This is a genomic window from Streptomyces sp. NPDC096205 (assembly GCF_044763135.1).
GTDB lineage: Bacteria > Actinomycetota > Actinomycetes > Streptomycetales > Streptomycetaceae > Streptomyces.
The window spans coordinates 114,207-131,738 of sequence record NZ_JBIWFS010000005.1 but is presented as its reverse complement, the minus strand read 5'-3'; the positions used below and the strand labels follow the sequence as shown (position 1 = coordinate 131,738).

Annotated in this window: 15 protein-coding genes and 1 pseudogene; 9 read left to right on the top strand and 7 right to left on the bottom strand. The window is 71.4% G+C overall.

All coding sequences use genetic code 11. From position 1 onward, the window contains the following. The first annotated feature begins 208 nt into the window (after positions 1-208). On the top strand, positions 209-757 hold the full coding sequence (locus ACIQ6Y_RS19850; protein WP_404040417.1) for a phosphodiesterase: 549 nt from the start codon (positions 209-211) through the stop codon (positions 755-757). Between the two features lie 320 nt (positions 758-1,077). On the opposite strand, the gene ACIQ6Y_RS19845 is transcribed toward ACIQ6Y_RS19850, so the two are convergent. The 3 genes from ACIQ6Y_RS19845 to ACIQ6Y_RS19835 all read right to left on the bottom strand — a co-directional run bounded on the left by ACIQ6Y_RS19845 (position 1,078) and on the right by ACIQ6Y_RS19835 (position 3,162). Continuing rightward, positions 1,078-1,548, bottom strand: a complete 471-nt coding sequence (locus tag ACIQ6Y_RS19845) for an SPW repeat protein (protein ID WP_404040414.1) — start codon at positions 1,546-1,548, stop codon at positions 1,078-1,080. Positions 1,549-1,912: 364 nt separating this feature from the next. Beyond that, complete coding sequence (locus ACIQ6Y_RS19840; protein WP_404040412.1) at positions 1,913-2,353, bottom strand: nucleoside deaminase; 441 nt, start codon at positions 2,351-2,353, stop codon at positions 1,913-1,915. Further along, on the bottom strand, positions 2,350-3,162 hold the full coding sequence (locus tag ACIQ6Y_RS19835) for an LLM class flavin-dependent oxidoreductase (protein WP_404040409.1): 813 nt from the start codon (positions 3,160-3,162) through the stop codon (positions 2,350-2,352). The genes ACIQ6Y_RS19840 and ACIQ6Y_RS19835 overlap by 4 nt, the downstream gene beginning before the upstream one ends. Before the next feature lie 93 nt (positions 3,163-3,255). Between ACIQ6Y_RS19835 and ACIQ6Y_RS19830 the strand changes: the two genes are divergently transcribed. Next, positions 3,256-3,705, top strand: coding sequence for an Lrp/AsnC family transcriptional regulator (locus ACIQ6Y_RS19830; RefSeq protein ID WP_404040407.1), 450 nt, complete (start codon positions 3,256-3,258; stop codon positions 3,703-3,705). 39 nt (positions 3,706-3,744) lie between these two features. Further along, a complete protein-coding gene (locus tag ACIQ6Y_RS19825; RefSeq protein ID WP_404040404.1) occupies positions 3,745-4,176 on the top strand; it encodes a helix-turn-helix domain-containing protein in 432 nt (143 codons plus the stop codon). A gap of 363 nt (positions 4,177-4,539) precedes the next feature. On the opposite strand, the gene ACIQ6Y_RS19820 is transcribed toward ACIQ6Y_RS19825, so the two are convergent. The 4 genes and pseudogenes from ACIQ6Y_RS19820 to ACIQ6Y_RS19805 all read right to left on the bottom strand — a co-directional run bounded on the left by ACIQ6Y_RS19820 (position 4,540) and on the right by ACIQ6Y_RS19805 (position 8,747). Continuing rightward, positions 4,540-4,824: a hypothetical protein gene (locus ACIQ6Y_RS19820; protein WP_404040401.1), complete on the bottom strand. Its 285-nt coding sequence runs from the start codon at positions 4,822-4,824 to the stop codon at positions 4,540-4,542. A gap of 144 nt (positions 4,825-4,968) precedes the next feature. Further along, positions 4,969-5,141, bottom strand: a pseudogene (locus tag ACIQ6Y_RS19815) (DUF6891 domain-containing protein); the annotation flags it as partial. 1,155 nt (positions 5,142-6,296) lie between these two features. Next, complete coding sequence (locus ACIQ6Y_RS19810; protein ID WP_404040399.1) at positions 6,297-6,944, bottom strand: aldehyde dehydrogenase family protein; 648 nt, start codon at positions 6,942-6,944, stop codon at positions 6,297-6,299. Positions 6,945-7,397: 453 nt separating this feature from the next. Next, complete coding sequence (locus tag ACIQ6Y_RS19805) at positions 7,398-8,747, bottom strand: cytochrome P450 (RefSeq protein WP_404040396.1); 1,350 nt, start codon at positions 8,745-8,747, stop codon at positions 7,398-7,400. 1,008 nt (positions 8,748-9,755) lie between these two features. On the opposite strand from ACIQ6Y_RS19805, the gene ACIQ6Y_RS19800 reads away from it, so the two are divergent. From ACIQ6Y_RS19800 to ACIQ6Y_RS19775, 6 genes are all read left to right on the top strand, one after another. Further along, positions 9,756-11,300, top strand: a complete 1,545-nt coding sequence (locus ACIQ6Y_RS19800; protein ID WP_404040394.1) for an amino acid adenylation domain-containing protein — start codon at positions 9,756-9,758, stop codon at positions 11,298-11,300. Then, a complete protein-coding gene (locus ACIQ6Y_RS19795; protein ID WP_404040391.1) occupies positions 11,290-11,556 on the top strand; it encodes a phosphopantetheine-binding protein in 267 nt (88 codons plus the stop codon). The genes ACIQ6Y_RS19800 and ACIQ6Y_RS19795 overlap by 11 nt, the downstream gene beginning before the upstream one ends. A 62-nt stretch (positions 11,557-11,618) precedes the next feature. Continuing rightward, positions 11,619-12,929: a flavin monoamine oxidase family protein gene (locus ACIQ6Y_RS19790; protein WP_404040388.1), complete on the top strand. Its 1,311-nt coding sequence runs from the start codon at positions 11,619-11,621 to the stop codon at positions 12,927-12,929. A 330-nt stretch (positions 12,930-13,259) separates the two neighbouring features. Further along, complete coding sequence (locus ACIQ6Y_RS19785) at positions 13,260-14,966, top strand: class I adenylate-forming enzyme family protein (protein WP_404040385.1); 1,707 nt, start codon at positions 13,260-13,262, stop codon at positions 14,964-14,966. 14 nt (positions 14,967-14,980) lie between these two features. Beyond that, a complete protein-coding gene (locus ACIQ6Y_RS19780) occupies positions 14,981-16,492 on the top strand; it encodes a KamA family radical SAM protein (protein ID WP_404040383.1) in 1,512 nt (503 codons plus the stop codon). Beyond that, a complete protein-coding gene (locus ACIQ6Y_RS19775) occupies positions 16,489-17,532 on the top strand; it encodes a RimK family alpha-L-glutamate ligase (RefSeq protein WP_404040380.1) in 1,044 nt (347 codons plus the stop codon). The genes ACIQ6Y_RS19780 and ACIQ6Y_RS19775 overlap by 4 nt, the downstream gene beginning before the upstream one ends.

Below are 17,532 nucleotides of genomic sequence, written 5' to 3'. Positions count from 1 at the left end.
GCGTCCCCGTGCGTCGGGCACCGAGCGGGGCGGCCTGGGCGCGGCGGCGGCGGCCGAGGGCGAGGACGGGGGCGGCGATGCCGAGTGGGAAGCCGGCTGGTCCGGTCCGTGACCGTGTGCCGCCGCGGCGGATGAGGGGAGTCGAGGCCGCGGTCCGGCTGGTGGCCCGGCTGCGGAGGGCTCCCGCTCTGCATCCGGACGGGCTACTGTGCACCGCCGACCTGGAGGTCGCACCGCCACGGTACGGCTGTCGCGGGCGGCCGGTCTGCCGCGGCGGCTGCCGGACGGGCTGGGCCTGGCCGTCCGCGTGGACGACGCCGACGGGCCCGGCCGGGCCCTGGACCTGCTGCTCACGAGTAGCGGCCGCGGACCGGTCACCCGGCATCTGCCGCTGCCTCGGGCGGACGCGCTGGCCGGTCCGTACTCCAGCCTCCTGCCCTACCTCCTAAGGGGGCTTCCCCGCGTCCTGGCCGCCTTCCCCCGGCGCACCCGGCACGGCCGCGTGCACGCGGACCCGGAGAGTCTGGCCCGGACCCTGAGCGCCGGGCCTCTCGTCTTCGACCTGTGCGCCGAGGAGCCCGGCCGTTCCTGGCGCAGGTTCGCCGTGCTCACCGTCCGCACGCCTCTGCCACGACGGCCCAACGACAGCACGGGCTTCGACATCTACGCACACGACGCCCGCGACTTCACGCCCGGCCCAGCCCTGGCCGCGACCCGCCGCGCCGCCTACCAGGGATCCAGGGAGGGCCGGCGCTGAGACAGACACGGTCCCTCGCTACGGGCTCACCGCCTGCCGCGGGCGACCCGCCGGGGGAGTGGCCCGCCATGGATGCTCCGGGCGACCGTGGACCGCAGTGCGGAGCTGCGGCGCGAGTACGAGGACCGCTTTGTCACCCTCCGGCGCCGTCTGCTCAGACGGCACGGCACGGCGCATGCGCGTGCGCCGTGATCGCCGCGGCCGCGGGGGCGGGCGGCCTGGCGAGTCTGCTCACCCGCTGACGGCACGGCGTTGCCGCGGCCGGTGCCCCGGGTGAGTCAGGGGCGCCGGCCGCGGGGCCGTACCGATCCGAGGAAGACCTACCGGTCTGTCATACGGCCACGGCCGCGCGACGTGCCCCGATCACCGGAGGCCGCACTGGCCGCCATCCCCAGAAGCAGGCAGATCGCGCCGACGATGACGTTGTTGACGACGCTCCTGGTCGTGCTCACATCACCGGCCACGACCCAGGGCGAGACGATCGTCCACGCGCCCAGCCCGCAGGCGGCCCACGCCATGCTGTGGGTGCGTTCGTAGGCGCGGCCGAACCCGCCGCTCATCAGCAGCGCGTAGGCGATGCCCACGATCAGGTTGGTGACGGCCAGGGTCGTCAGCCCGTTGAACCCCGCGATCCAGGGGGACGCCGCCAGATACAGACCTGCCAGGAGGGCCATCGTCTCCACGGTCTGAGCCCGGGAGGTGGTGGCCGCACGCTCGGCCATCTCGTGGCGCATACGCATGTCGATGAGGTCAGGATGTGTTTCCATCGATGACCCGGGAGAGGTAGTCATGCCTTTCACCTCGCGGTTGTGCGGCCCCCGTGTGCCAGGCCACGAGTACCCCCGACGCCGTACCCACCCGGGAGTCGGGCGAAATTTTCTGTCCCAGGCGGGCGCAGCCGGCACGGCGGGCGCGGCAGATACGAGGGTGAATCGGCGGTCGCGGCGTGCCCCGGGCCATGGGTCGCGCAGCGTGCCGGACCACGGGGGAGGGGCGGTCGACCTGGCCGTCGCGGGCCGGGCCGACCTGACCGTGCCGGGCGAGGTCGCCGCGCTCACTGGGCGGTGTGAGGCGGACACCTGCGCCCTGATCACCGGGATGTGCAGCGCGCCGGGCACGATGAACAGCTTGTGCCGGACGGACTGCCGATCGTGGTCATCGGGTGGGCCGGTAATAGGCCGCTACGGGGTCGCGCGCCTCGTCGTGGAGGGCCGGACCGTCGTGCAACACCGTCGGCCAGGCGCCCGACGGCGGGTTGAGCGAGACGAGTTGCTCGGTCGACAGGGCGTAGACGACCCGGCCGACGCCAGAGCGGACGATGCCGCCGTCGCACATGCCGCACGGCTGGCAACTGGTGTACAAGGTGGTACGGGCAGCCATGTCCGGGTCGAGTTCGCGGGCCGCCCAGCGGGCGAGCTTGAGTTCCGGGTGGGCGGTGATGTCGTTGTCCCGCCGGACCGTGTTGTGGGCCTCGGCGAGCACGGTGCCGTCCGGTCCGGCCAGAAGGGAACCGTACGGCGCGTCGCCCAGGGTGACTGCGTGGGCGGCGATGCCGATGGCACGCCGCAGGAGGGCCTCGTCGGCCGAGGTGATCATGATCGAGTGCTCCAGTGGGTGGCCACGATGGTGAGTGCCCGCCATGCCGCGTCGGGCCGACGTGTCTCTTCCGGGTCTCCGTGGTAGGGGTCGAGTACGACGGTGTCCGCGCCCAGCAGGCGCAACTGGTCGAGATCGTCGAGGATCTGTTCGACGGTGCCGACGCCGGCGGGCCGGTCGGAGACGTCGACCGGTGCGCTGGTGATGCGCAGGGCGATGCGGGGCGCGAACCCCGGCAGAGCGTGCCGGCGCAGGATCGTGCGCATGTGAGGGAGGGGGAGCCGCAGCGGATGCCAGGCGTCACCGAACCTCACGGCGCGCCGCAGGGCCGCCTCACTGTGGCCGCCGATCCAGACAGGAACGTCGCCCTCCTGGCGCCCCGCGTCCCTGGCCTCCCGGAGGATGCCAAGACAGTCGTCCGTCAGCCGGCCACGGGCGGTGAACGGCACACCCAACGCCTCGAATTCCTGCCGGGCCCAGCCGACGCCCACCCCGAGGACGAAGCGACCGCCGCTCAGTTGGTGGAGATCGGCAGCCATGCGGGCCACCAACAGGGGATGCCGGTACGGCAGGACGAGCACGGTCGTGCCCAGCCGCACCGTGGTGGTGAGACCGGCCAGCCACGACAGAGTGGTGAACGGCTCGTAGAACGGCTCCGGGTACCGCTCGGCCACGTCCGGGGTGACCGCCACATGGTCCGACACCATGAGGGCGCCGAAGCCGAGCCCCTCCGCGAGCCGCGCCCATTCACGAAGGATGCCGGGATCGGTTCCCGGGCCGAAATTCGGTACATTGACGCCGAGTTGCATGGCCCGAGGCTATCCCGGCGATCATGGCGCACGGAACCGAAACCTCCCTGCATAGCTGCTGCTTCTCCGTGATTTTGTTGGTACTTTCGCCGCATGGCCGGGAATCTTGACCACGTCGACTGGGCGATCATCGAACAACTGCAACGGGAGGCCCGCGTCTCCCTCAGCGAACTGGGCCGCCGTGTGAACCTCAGCCCATCGGCCACCACCGAACGCGTCCGCAATCTAGAGGCCTTGGGCATCATCACGGGCTACCGTGCCGAGATCGACCTGGCCAAGGTCGGCTATCCCGTCCTCGCCGTCGTCAGCCTCAAATATCCGGGCAACCGCCACGAACCGCTGCGCCGCCTCCTGGATGAACGCCGCGAGATCCTGGAGTGCCTGCGCACCACCGGCAACGACTGCTACACCCTCAAGGTGGCCGCGACCTCCATGGAACACCTGGAGGTCCTCATGGACGAACTTGCCGGTTTCGGCAGTACCACCACGAGCGTCGTCTACAGCCAGACCCTCCCCTACCGCGGCCCCATCGCCCCAAACTGACAACCGCTTCTTATGGCGTGATCGCTCACTGAACCGAGCATGACGGATCTCGTTGAGCGGTTGGTGACCGAGGCTCGACGTGTGCGGGCGGCCGAGTTGTTCGAGCAAGGGCGCCCGAGTGCTGTGATCGCACGGATGCTGGTGGTCAGCGACGAGAGCGTACGGCGGTGGAAGTGGGAGGAAGGCGGCGCCGATGCCTTGCGGCGACGCCCGGCTACCGGTCGTCCGCCGAAACGTCTGCACTGCGTCCAAGACACCCACCACCGCGGGACACCTCCGCCCATGCGGGGCGCACCCAGGACGCGGAGCGCACCACGGGGACGGACCAGGGTTGTCGAGTTCACACCGCCGCGGATTGCCGGCAGTGGTTTGCATGTCGGTGCTGAGGGAGAGGTTCCCGGGCCTGTCGGATGTAGCCCGACACCTGACGTCCAGGCCGGTGCGGCGGGGGTTCCTCTGGGACAGCTTTGACTCTGGGATCGCAGCCGCCCTGGTTGGAATCACGACCAGCGGGACCGTGCTCGACTGGGGAGGCTGGGGGCTGGCACCGAGCGGCAACGACGCCGCCCTGATGGTGGCCTACTCCGAACACCGCCGCCCGGATGCGATACGAGTTCCGCGAACTGCTGGAGAGCTCGTCCAGCCGGGCGGCCATGCTCGTGGTGTGCGCGGATCTCCTGCAGTCGGCATCGAGGGGCGACCACCCCCACCTCACTGGGAAACTCCACACACGGGTCGAGGAGTATGCCCACTAGGCTCACGGCCCGCGGGCGTCGGCGCGCGCGGTCGCAGTCACACGGTGGGCGGCCCGACCGTGCCGGGCCGCGCACTTCGCTACGCGTGGGCCACGACCTGACCCGCGGTGACCTGAGGTGGATGGGGGAGCAGGGAGGCGAGGCTGTGCTGGACGAAGTCCTTTGCTCGCTCCGTCGACTCATCGGCGCCGGCCCGGTCCTGGAAGACGCTCGTCGACACCATCACTCCGTCGCCTGCGTCGACCCAGTAGTAGGCCACGAAGCCTGTGACCTGGCGCAGCAGCGGCACGAACTCGGCCTCGACCCTGCGTCCTGCTTCGGCCGGATCGGTGACGCCTTCGTACCGCCGGATCACTGCGTACATGTCTGGTCTCCTCATGACTCGCGGAGCAGTGTCGTGTGCGGAGGCCTACCCGTCCCGGTCGACGCGGTCGGCACGAGCCGGGTGTGCGTCACCGGGATGGCTCCAAGCGGTGGGGCCGAACGGAGGGGCGGACCAGGGTAGGCCGGTCTCGGGCGAGCCGTCGAAGCCGCCGTAGCGGAGAATCCGACCGTGGCCGGCTGCGCGGAGTCCGTGCACTGCGTGTGGAAGTAGACGAAGCCGCGGGCGTTGGGCCCGCGTTCTCCGCCGACCTCGGACTGGCCGCAGCTGCGGCAACAGGTGATGTTCTCGCGGGCAAGCAGCTGGTGGAAGCTACTAAGCCCAAGATCGCGCTGCAACGACCGGATGACGCGTCGTACTCGTAGTTCACCTACTTCAGACGGGTGATCCGCCCGGTCAGGGCGAGGACGACAGTGCTCTGCTCGTCGGCCGGAGGTGCCGGGCGGGAACCGGCCGGTCCGGGAGCGGAGGCCGTTCGATGCCATCCCCCGTGCCCGTACGCTTCGACCTCCAGGCGATCGGGATCCCGAGGCTGGTCACCCTGCACGACCAACTACCCCCGGACGCCGGGGGTACCCCCAAGGTCCCCACGACGCCACACGACCCGGAAGCGTCGTCCCCGCGCACACGGGGGCAGCCTGCTGACCGGCCTTGGACCGTCACCCGAATTCCAGCACTTGACACCACCTGTGCACCCCTGCGGTTGAGCACTGGTGGCACTGGAGCGGGTCGGCCTCCATACGGTCGGCTCGCCGAGCGCGATTGCGGCGCCGCAGCACCCACACGGGTCGGGTAGCCGTTGTGCCGCTAGAGGGGCATCGTCGCGGAGATCGGAGAGCAGCCCGATCAGCCATTCCTCGTAGGCGAGGCGGCCGTGCGCGCGCATGCCCGCGGCTTGCCCGGGGTCGCATGCACACACCTCGGCACAGGACAGCGGAAAAGATCTTGGTCCGTAGCGGGTCACGAGCGGCCACCCAGCCACTGGTGGCTTCAGCTGCGGGCATCCTTGTGGACAAGGTCCTGGAAGCGAGTCATGCATGGCATGCAATGACGGTCCGTATCCGAGGGCTCCTCGCGGCGCAGGGACTGGCCGCACAGTGTCGCGGAGTGACCCGGGGCAACGACGTGCCACACCAGGCCTGTGCCGGTGGCGGCGGCGCCGACGTGCATCTCATACATACATGTCCCCCACGGTGAGAGCGGTGTTGTTCTTCTACCTTCGCTGCCATAGAGACCGCGTGCCGCAGAGGTGAGGCCATCCGGGTGACGCGCACGTGGTCGCGCGTCCTCGGCGAGCTGCCGCCGATACGCCGAGAGCGTGCTCAGCCCCCACCGATTGCTGCTGGTGTCGTCCGGCGGGGCATTCTTGGGCACGACCTGGAACAGCACACGGGCACTCAGAGCAGTGCCCGGCAGGACGTTCCCCGCCCCGGCCGGGTGGCGGCCACAAGGCGTCACAATATGACGTGCTTGGCCTGGGTGTAGTCGAGCAGGCCGGTGAGGGAGACGTCGCTGCCGTAGCCGGAGTGACCCGCCCCGCCGTGCGGCATCTCGGACACCGTCGTGTCATGGGTGTTGACCCAGACGATGCCGGTCCGCAGGGCCCGTGACGCGCGTATGGCCCGGTCGTGGTCGCGCGTCCACACGCTCGCGGCGAGCCCCTGCGGGACGCCGTCGGCCAACCGAGCGGCCTCGGCCTCGTCGGTGAAGGACTGGACGGCGACGACCGGGCCGAACACCTCGCCCTGCACGATCTCGTCCTCCTGCCGTACTCCGGCGACCACGGTGGCCTGGTGGAAGTAGCCGGGCCGGTCCACAGCCGTTCCGCCCGTGACGATCTCGGCGTGGCCCGGAAGGCGCTCCAGCATTCCGCCCACGGTGTGGAGTTGGGCGGCGTTGGCCAGCGGGCCGAAGTCCGCGTGCTCGTCGTCCGGGGACCCGGGCCTCCGGCGCGACGTCCGTTCGGTGAAGCGGGTCAGGAAGGAGTCGTGGACGCGGCGGTCGACCAGGAGTCTGGTCGCGGCCCTGCAGTCCTGCCCCGGCCGCCGCGCCCGGCAGATTGCGGGCGGCCCCGGCGAACTACCGCAATTCCGGTGACCCATTGGTCGGAGCGGCAGACGTCGAACGGCGGTTGGTGCGTGCCCTGCAGCGGCCCGACGGCCATCACCTCGCCCGGCGGCCACTGGGTGACGTAGTCCTGGGTCCACGGGTCGGTGCCCCACAGCCGCAGAGGCATGGGGGTTCGCTCACTTCCGTTCGGGGTGCTCTCGTCCTGATCGTCGGCGAGCGCCCCGCCTGGTCACGGTCGGCACGATCGCCGAGGCCGCCGCGCTTCGACGGCGACACCCCGCCGGGCTGCCCACCCCCAGTATCCGCCGGTCGAACAGCGCACCCTGCAGAGCCCGACCATCAGTTTCGGCCTCCGTGGAACAGCAGGGGGTGCTCGGCCCACGGAGGGGGACCCCGGACGACACCGACCTCGAGTTCACCGATCGCCGCGAAGCGGTCCGCACCCGGCCTCGGGTGCGGTGGCGGTACGCCCCTCAGCACGTCGATCAGGTGCGGGTTTTGAGTCGGCAGCGGGCGGGTCCGAGGGCTTGGAGGGTGATGGCGGAGCCCAGTGGGACGTGGGTGTCGACGGCCTCCAGCCGGTAGGACTGCAGGATCATCGCGAGGGCGATGGCCGATTCCAGCATGGAGAAGTGCTGGCCGATGCAGGCGCGGGGGCCGCCGCCGAAGGGGAACCAGGCGTAGCGGGGGCGCGCGGCCTCGGCTTCGGGGGTGAAGCGGTCGGGGTCGAAGCGCTCGGGGTCGTCCCAGTAGGCGGGGTGGCGGTGGGTCACCCAGGGGGAGACGATGACGTCGGCGCCGGCGGGGATGGTGCGGCCGCCGATCTCGGTGGCGGTGACGGCCCGGCGGCCGATGGCCGGGGCTGCTGGGAAGAGCCGCATGGCCTCTTTGAGGACCCGGGTGAGGTGGAGTAGCGCGTCGAGGTCGGTGGCGTCGGGCGTGCGGCCCGCCAGGACCCGGTCGAGTTCTTCGTGTACGCGTCGTTGCTCCTCGGGGTGGCGGGCGAGGAGGTGCAGTGCGAAGGCCATCGAGGTGGCGGTCGTCTCGTGGCCGGCGAGGAGGAACACCAGGACCTGCTCGCGCAGTTCGGCCGCGTCGAAGCCGCCGTCCTCGTCGCTGCCGGCCGCGACCAGAAGGGTCAGCAGGTCCCGCCCCGCACCAGTGTCTCCGGCCGCCCGTCGCTCGGCGATGATCCGGTCACAGACGGCGTAGAGCTCCTCGTGGGCAGCGGCGGCCCGCCGGTTGGCCGGGGTGGGCCAGTGGCGAGGAAGCTTGCGGGGCGCGTAGCCGCGGCTGGTCACGTACGTGCCGAGGACGGGGAAGCAGCGCTCGACGATGCCGACAGTCTCCTCGACGTCGGTACCGAACAGGATTCGGGCGACGGCCCGCAGCGCGAGCCCGGTCATCTCCTGGACGACGTCGACGCTCTCCTCGGCCCGTTCCCGCCAGCCGTCGGTGAGCCGGGTGACCTCGGCGGCGACGGCGCCGTCGTACGTGTCCACGCTGCGGCGGGTGAAGAGCGGCTGGACGAGCCGCCGTTGACGCAGATAGTCGCCGTCCTGGCTGGTGAGCAGCCCGTTGCCGAAGGACTCGCGGATCTCCTGGTAGAAGGCGTTGTCCTTGCGGAAGTTGGCGGCGTCCGAGGCCAGGACCTGCTGGGCGCCTTCGGCGGAGAACACGCAGTGTACGGTTGCCCGCATGCCGGGCGGCCCCGCGCTGATCCGCACGACGTCCCCGTGCTCGCGCTGGGCTCTGAGGAAGGTGCCGAGGGCGTCGTTCTTGAGGTCGAGCAGTGAGCCGAGCAGTGGCAGTCCCGTGAGCTCGGGTATCGCCATCGTGGTCCCCCCTAGGAAAGTGCGGCCTGGCGATTCTGCCGGAGGAGACGACCCGCCGACAGGCGGCGCGTCGAGGCCGGGGCCGGGTGCCTTCCAGGGCTCCCCGCGAATTCCGTGAATTATGGGGCGGACCTGCAGAGGGGACCGCCGAACCCATGCCCGCCGTCGTCCCCGCGCCCGTCATGCGTCAGAGGTTCCTGCCAGTGCTGCCGCTGCGGCGACGGGTCCGTCTACCGCGGGCCGCGACCGTCGGCGCGTCAGGAGCCGGTGACGCTGCAGGAGCGGCGCGAACAGACGAAGCATCGGGCGAAGCCGGTGACGGCCTGACGGCAGGCGTCCCTGCAGTACTTGCCGGGGCGGCCCTTCCCGCAGCCGCCGGTGAGTCGGCGATCGGTCTTGCCGCGAGAAGGCGCGTGGATGGGCACACGGGTCCGTGCCGCTGGTGTCGTCGGGTGCTCGGATACGGCCGCATGGGCAGCCGCCGGTACGCCTCCCGGCTTCTTCGATTTCCCGGGTTTCGCGCGGTCAGGGGTGGCATGCGTCAGGTGATCTCCCGGGCGACGTGGTGTGCCGAGCGGCGGGACCGCCGGTGTGAAGGACCACTCCGGTGCGGCTGGACAGGCGCGGGCCCGCAGGCGGTTTGGTGTGTGGGCAGACGGAGAACAAACCAGAGCAATGTGCGGGCCACCACGCCCCTACGGATTTGCGAACTGGCCCTCCGTTTTCAGCCGCACCAGGCACGCGACCCCGGTGGGGCCGCCTCCGGGAGGTATTCCTCCACCGACCGCATTCCGGGCGCCTCGTGGATCGGAAGCGAGGGCTCCGCAGAAGTGGAAGCGGAGCCTTCGCAGGGGCCCTGACCTGCTGGAGCGCGGGCGGTGAAGGCGCGTGCACAAGGAACCCACTATTCCTTTCAACTTCCGTTGTGGCCACACATGTTCGGCTGTAGAGTCCCCGTTCGTCGGGCACGGACAGGCGCTTTCAAGCTTTTTTGGGGCGAACAAGTCGATGCAGTGCGAGACCCTTGGAAACACCCCGGACCTCGTCCAGGCCTTCACGGAAGCCGCTCTCCGCGACCCGGAGCGCGCGGCCCTCGTGCACGAGGGCGGGGTCGTGACGTACGGCCGGCTGTACGGGCTCGTGTACGCCCTCGCGGAGCGGCTCGGGCCCCGGCCCGGAGCGGTGGCCGTGCCGGCGACGCACAGCCCGGAAACCGTGGTGGCGATGCTCGGCGTGCTGGCGGCCGGGGGCGCCTACTGTCCCGTCGACCCGGTCTTTCCGCCGGCGCGTCAGCAGGACATGGTGTCCGCGGCCGAATGCCGCGCTGCCGTCACCACCGACACGGCACCGGATCTCCGGCTCGGGCTGCCGACCTCGCACTTCAGCTGGGAAGAGGGAGGGGCGAGCAGCGATGGCTCCGGGCCCGACAGGGACCAGGACCCCGAAGCCGCCGCGTACATCCTCTTCACCTCGGGCTCCACCGGCCGCCCGAAGCCGGTCGTGACCCCCCGCCGGGCGATCACGGCGTCCGTGCGCTCGCTCCGCGGACTGTTCGGCCTCACCGAAGAGGACAGGGTGCTGCAGTTCGCCTCGCTCAACTGGGACACCTCGTTGGAGGAGATCCTTCCGACCCTGACCTCGGGAGCCACCCTCGTCTTCGACCGAGAGGCACACTCGGGGTCCTTCCCGCGGTTCCTGCGGATGGTCGAGCGCGAGCGCGTCAGCGTCCTCGACCTGCCCACGGCTTTCTGGCATGAGCTCGTCCTCCACCTCACGGAGGAAGGGACGGGCCTTGCGGACTGCGTCCGGCTGATGGTCATAGGCGGGGAGGCGGTCAGCCCTGCGCGGCTGGCCGACTGGAGCCGTCTCGACACCGGCCGGATCCGCCTGGTCAACACCTACGGGTGCACCGAGACCACCCTGATCACCCACGCCGTCGATCTCCACGGCCCTCGCGCCTCCGTCCCGGGCTGGGACTGGGACGCCGGCACGAGGGCGCCGATCGGCCGGGCCCTGGCCCATGTCGTCGAGGACATCGGCGAGGACGACGAGCTGCTGATCGGCGGTCCGGCCGTGGCCCTCGGCTACCTCGGGATGCCGCAGGCCACCGAGAAGGCGTACGTGGTGGTGGACGGCGAGCGCCGGTTCCGTACCGGCGACCGGGTCAGCAGGACGCCGGACGGCCTCCTCGCCCACGAGGGCCGGCTGAACGACGAGATCAAGATCCGGGGCATCCGTGTCGATCCGGCCGAGGTGGAGGCGCACCTCGCCGGCCATCCCGCGGTGAACACGGTGGCCGTCACCGGTGTGACCGCCGCCGGCCGCACCGCGCTGGTCGCCTACGTGGTGCCCCGGCCCCACACCGGGACCCGGGAACTCGACGTCGACCTGCGGTCCTATCTGCGCGAGCGGGTGCCCGCCCATCTCGTGCCGAGCCGGATCACCGTCGTCCCGCAGCTCGTGCTGACCACGAGCGGCAAGGTCGACAGAAGAGCCTCACACCAGCGATACGCCACCGTGAACAGGTCAAAGGAGACCGTTGATGAGCGTTGACACCACTGCCTCAGCCGCCGGGAGAGCGCCTGCCCCTGCCGACACCGAAGGCGTGGTGGCGATGTTCCGGCGCGTGCTGGAGGCCGACGAGGTCTCCGCCGACTCCGATTTCTTCCTCCTCGGTGGCGACTCGCTGGTCGCGACGCGTGTGCTCAGCGCCGTCGCCCGCTCCTACGGGGTGGAGCTGACCTTCGAGGACTTCCTCGACGCGCCCACCCCCGAGCGGCTCGCGGCGAAGATCGCGGCCGCCCGGTGACCGGCCCGGATACGCCTCGCGACCCGGGTGCCCCGTGGGTTTCCGGTGGTGTCACCAGCGCGGTGGTGGTCGGAGCCGGGTACGCCGGGCTGACGGCCGCGACCGAGCTGGCGGCCGGCGGGGTCGACGTGACCGTCCTCGAGGCGCGCGACCGGGTCGGCGGCCGGGCCCATGGACTCAAGGTCTCAGCAGAGGGCTGGGTGGACGCGGGCGCCGCGTACCTCGGGGACCGGCACACCCAACTGCACGCCCTCATGTCCGAGCTGGATCTCAAGGCGACGCCCACCACCATGTACGGAGCCAGCCGCTTCGCGCTCGGGAGCGAGGAGACCACGCGGGACGGCCGGTTCCCTCCGCTCAACGCCGTGGCGCTCGGCGACCTCTTCGAGAGGCTCGACGACCTCACGGCCACCGTACGGTGCGACGCGCCGTGGCTCACCCCGGGCGCCGAGGAGCTGGACGTCCTGACCGCCGGGGAATGGGCCGAGCGGCACCTCACGCACCCGGACGCCCGGCTCTTCTTCCCGCTCTTCCTGGGCGAGATGATGGCGGCCGACCCGGCGCGGGTGTCCATGCTGCACGTCGCCTTCTACCTGCGGTCGGGCGGAGGCCTGCGCTATCTGAACGCCTTCGAGGGCGGCGCCCAGCAGGACCGGATCGACAAAGGCGCCCACCAGGTGTGCGAGCGGCTCGCCGCCCGGCTGGGCTCCAGGGTGCGGCTCGGTGCGCCGGTGCTCGCCGTACACCAGGACGACCAGGGCGTCACGGTGCGCAGTGCGCGCGGGGAATACCGCGCCGATGTCGCGGTGATGGCGCTGCCGCCGCTGCTCGCCGACGCCGTCGACTACCGGCCCGGGCTGCCGGTGCGTCGGGCGAGCGACCGCACGGCGCGGGGCTGCGCGGTCAAGGTGCACCTGGTGTATCCGGCGCCGTTGTGGCGGGACCACGGCCTGTCGGGGTGGTCGGTGAACGCCGAAGGGCCGCTGCTGTCCACCGTCGACGACTCGCCGGCCGGAGCCGGGGTCGGCGTGCTCACCGGATTCGTCACGGGCGGCGAGGCCCACCGCTACGCGGCGCTCGATCCGCGGGAACAGCGCTCGACGGCGGTCGAGCAGGCGGCCCGGCTGTTCCCGATGCTGCCCGAACCCGTGGGTGTCCATGTGACGGACTGGGTCAACGACCCCTACAGCAAGGGGTGTTACGCCGCGCTCTTCGGGCCGGGGGACTGGCTGCGGCACGGTCCGACGCTGACGGCACCGCACCTGCGGGTGCACTGGGCCGGCACGGAGACCAGCAGCGAGTTCTTCGGTCTGCTGGAGGGGGCGATCCGCTCCGGCCGCCGGGTGGCGGCGGAGGTCCTCGCCCGCCCGTAGCGCCGCGGCCCGCTCAAGCAACCCGGCGGGGCCGTCGTACGCCGCTGCCCCGGCCCTTCATGCTCTCCCAGCGCCCCGGGCGGGCGCCGCCGTCCACCCTCCCCTCCTTCCCTTACGCCCCCACCCGGCTTCCGCCCCGACCGGGGCGCCACTGAGCCGGTCGTACGCCGGGCCGGACGCCCCAGGCCGTACGCCGCATGGCACCGCAGCAAGGCACAGCAGCACGGCAGCCGAACCACCGTTCCGCCGAGTACAGCAAGCCTTCGACCAGTCGCCGGGCCCCGGCCCCACCAGGGCCACCTCCCGGCGACACCGAAACGGGAGAACGTCATGAGCGACCAGACCTCCATCGCCCCTCTCGCGGCCAGAGAGCAACTGATGGCCGAGCCCGGGCTCGGAGCCGGCAACTTCTTCGACCGCGCCATCGCCGTCAACCCGAACCGCGCTGTCCCCTACGCCTACACCCACCGCGTCGACCACCGGGGCGCCGTCGAACTGCGCGGCCACAGCCTGCTCGACCTGGCCGCCCTGCGCGACCAGTACGCGAAGTGGTACTGGTCCAACGGCGTCCGGCCCGGTGACCCGGTCGGCGTGGTGGTCGGCGAAGGTCTGGAGCCCGTCCTCCACTTCCTCGCGCTGTCCGCGCTCGGAGCCGTACCGGCCCTCGTCAACGACGCCATGCGGCACGAGGTGATGGTGCGCTACCTCAACCACGTGGGTGTCGTGGGAGTGGTCGCGGACGACCCCACGCGGCTGGCCGCGGCGTACCGCGAGACGCCGCACCGCCGTCCCCGCTTCATCGCCATGGCCGCCGAACTCCACGCCTTCGACGCGGAGGCGGCGGAGCTTCCCGAGGTGTACCCGTACCGGCACGCCGCCGACGACGTGGTCGCGCTCATCCACTCCTCCGGCACCACCGGCACACCGAAGTCCACCAAGCTGGCGCACCGTCAGTTCTGGGAGGGCAAGCAGCCGCGCATGGTGCGCTTCCCTGCCGAGCCGTACGACCGGCTGATGTCGCTCATGCCGCACACCCACGCGGGCGGCCTCAGCTACTTCCTCACCGCCACCCTGCTCGGCCTGCCGACCGTCGTCATGTCCGACTGGCGGCGTGCGGTCGTCGAGCCGGTCATGGAGGCCTTCCAGCCCACCATGGTGGCCTCCTTCCCGCGCACCTTCGTGGAACTGGCCACGGGCGAACTCCCGGTCAAGGGCGCCGCGAAGGTGCACTCCTGGTTCAACACCGGCGACAGCGCCCACTACGGACACATCCGGCGGCTGGTGCAGCTCGGCGAGCGGCCGGCGGGTCTGATCAGGCCCTGGCTGCTGCCCCGCGAGAGGGAGGAGCAGCCCGCCCTGCCCGGCTCGCAGTTCGTCGACGGACTGGGCTCCTCCGAGATGGGCATGGCCCTGTTCGGGCAGCTGACCACACCGGAGAGCGAGCGCGACGACCGCTGCGTCGGCAAGCCCCTGGAGGTGGTCGAGAAGGCGGCGGTGCTCGACGAACACGGCGAGGAGGTACCCGACGGCACGGTCGGGATGCTCGGCGTCGTCACGCCGTCCCGGACCCCCGGATACTGGAACGACGACAAGCTCACCCGCACCTTCGAGGTGAACGGCTACTGGCTCACCGGCGACGTGGCCCGCCGTGACGCCGAGGGACGCTTCTACCACCTCGACCGCACGGTCGACGTCATCGACACCGCGGACGGGCCGGCGTACAGCCTGCCGATCGAGGAGGTGCTGCTCGCCGACTGCGCCGCCCTGGTGCAGGACTGCTCGGTGATCGGCGTCCCCGCCGGATCGGGCCGTGGCCAACTGCCCGTCGCCGTCGTCCGGTTGCAGGAGCAGGCCGACGGGAGCACGGCGGAGGAGGTCCAGGAGGCGGCCAACAAGGCCCTGACCGCCGCAGGGCTGACCCCGCTCGCCGCGGTGAGCGTCGCGCGCACCCCGGAGGACTTCCCGCTCGGCCCCACCGGGAAGGTGCTCAAGCGAGAGCTGCGGACCCGCTTCGCCACCCTCCTGACCGGCCGCTAGGCCGGGGGCGTCAGATGATCCGGCAGCCGTACCAGTACGCGCGGAGCCCGCTGACCGAGCCGGACTGGCGACGGCTGCCGGGCTGGCGCCGTGTCACGGAACGCGAATGGCGGGACGCCCAGTGGCAGAGGGCCCACTGCGTGAAGAACCCGCGTCAGCTCAGGGCCGTCGTCGGCGACCTGCTCACCGACCGCTTCTACGACGATCTCGCGGCCGACCGGGCGGAGTTCGCCACCATGGCGATGCTCCTCACCCCGCAGATGCTCAACACCATGGCACCCGGGGCCGATCCGGTGCCCGCAGCATTCACCGAGGCGTTCCTCGCCGATCCGGTCCGCCGGTACATGCTGCCGGTGCGCTCGGACCGCCACCCCCGGTGGCCGAGCCATCCGAAGGCGGGACGGGACTCGCTGCACGAGGCGGAGATGTGGGTGGTGGAGGGCCTCACCCACCGGTATCCGACCAAGGTCCTGGCGGAACTGGTCGCCACCTGCCCGCAGTACTGCGGGCACTGCACCCGGATGGATCTGGTCGGCACCTCCACGCCCCAGGTCACCAAGGCCAAACTCGTGCTCCGGCCCCGGGACCGGCAGGAGCAGATGCTCGACTACCTCAAGCGCACGCCGGCCGTGCGCGACGTGGTGGTGTCCGGCGGAGACGTCGCCAATGTGCCCTGGCCGCAGTTGGAAACGTTCCTCATGCGGCTGCTGGACCTGGGTTCGGTACGTGACATCCGGCTGGCGAGCAAGGCCGTGGTGGGCCTGCCGCAGCACTGGCTCCAGCCGGAGGTCGTCGAGGGCCTGGGGCGGGTCGCGGCGGTCGCGGCGCGCCGTGCGGTCAACCTCGCGGTGCACACCCATGCCAACCACGCGCAGTCCGTGACCCCTCTGGTCGCCGAGGCCGCCCGCGCCCTCCTCGACGCGGGCGTCCGCGACGTCCGCAACCAGGGCGTGCTGATGCGCGGGGTCAACGCCACCCCCGAGGACCTGCTCGACCTCTGCTTCGCACTGCAGGGCGAAGCGAACATCCTCCCGTACTACTTCTACCTCTGCGACGTGATACCCCACGCCGAGCACTGGCGGACCCCGCTCCACCAGGCCCAGTGGCTCCAGGAAGCGATCATGGGGTACCTCCCCGGCTACGCCACCCCGCGGATCGTGTGCGACGTACCGCACGTCGGCAAACGCTGGGTGCACCAGGCCGTCGCCTACGACCGCGAGCGCGGCATCTCGTACTGGACGAAGAACTACCGCACCGAGCTGGAGGTCCGGCAGTCGCCCGACGCGGACCCCGGGGCCACGCTGACCCGGCGCCACCCGTACTACGACCCGCTGGACACGCTCCCCGAGTCCGGCCGCCGCTGGTGGACGGAGCACGCCCCGGACCAGGACGGCCGGACCGGCATCGCCCGGGGCCAGGACGGCCGGACCGGCATCACCCCGGACCAGGACAGCCGGACCGGCACCGCCCCGGGGACTCGGCCTGGCGCACCTTCCGCCCCCACCGCACCCGAGGACAGCCCGTGAATCTCCCCCCGCCCCGCCCCGACGCCGGCCCGCTGCGCCGGATGTGCTGGATCTTCCCCGACCGGGAGTCGACCCGCGCGACCGATGTCTGGCACGCCATGTTCTGGGACCTCTACGCGGAGGTCGCCGAGGACCTCGGCATGAGCTGGACCCGGCACTCGCCCGACGCGGTCGCGGTCGACTGCACGCAGCGGGGCCGGCCCCGCGTCTACGTGGACGACGAAGTCGTCACGCCCGAGGACACGCTCTTCATCACGGCGCTCTACTCGCTGCCGTACCAGCAGATGGACATCTTCAACCAGTACGCCCTCAGCGCGGTGCTGCAGCAGGCCGGCTTCTACCTGCCCTTCCCGCCCGAGACCTCGCTGATCGGCAACGACAAGCTGGCCACCCTGCTCCACCTCGGCGGCTCGCCCGTCCCGCCGATCCCGACCGTCCGCATCGGCACGGGGCGTGACGTGAGCCGGCACCTATACGAGGCGGCGCTCGGGAACATGACCTATCCGGCGATCGTCAAGCCGGCCGGCTGGTGCGGCGGAGGCGGCATCAACCTGGCGCGCAGCCAGGGCGACATCCGGGGCCTGGCCAGCCTCGCGCAGGGCGGGGACACCACGCTCGTGGTGCAGCCGTATCTCGGCGACGGCACGGTCGACTACCGGGTGTACGTGATCGGCGGCCGGCCCCACACGGTCCTGAAGCGGACTCCGCAGCCCGGCTCGGCGGTGGCCAACGCGAGCCACGGCGGCATCCTGGAGTTCGCTGCGGTTCCCGACGAACTGGCCGAGGCCACCGCCTACTTCGCCGAGCGGCTGCCCATCCCCTTCTTCTGCGTCGACTTCCTCCACGACGGGCAGCGGTTCTGGTTCTCCGAGCTGGAGCCCGACGGCGTCATCCCCGGCGTCCCCGGGGATCCGGACCGGACGGTCCAACGGGACGTGGTGCGGGCCCGGTTCACGGCCTACCGGAACGCCCACGCCAAGCACCTCGCCGACACCGCCGGCGGGACGCCCCTGTTCACCCCGCCGACAGAGACGAGTTGA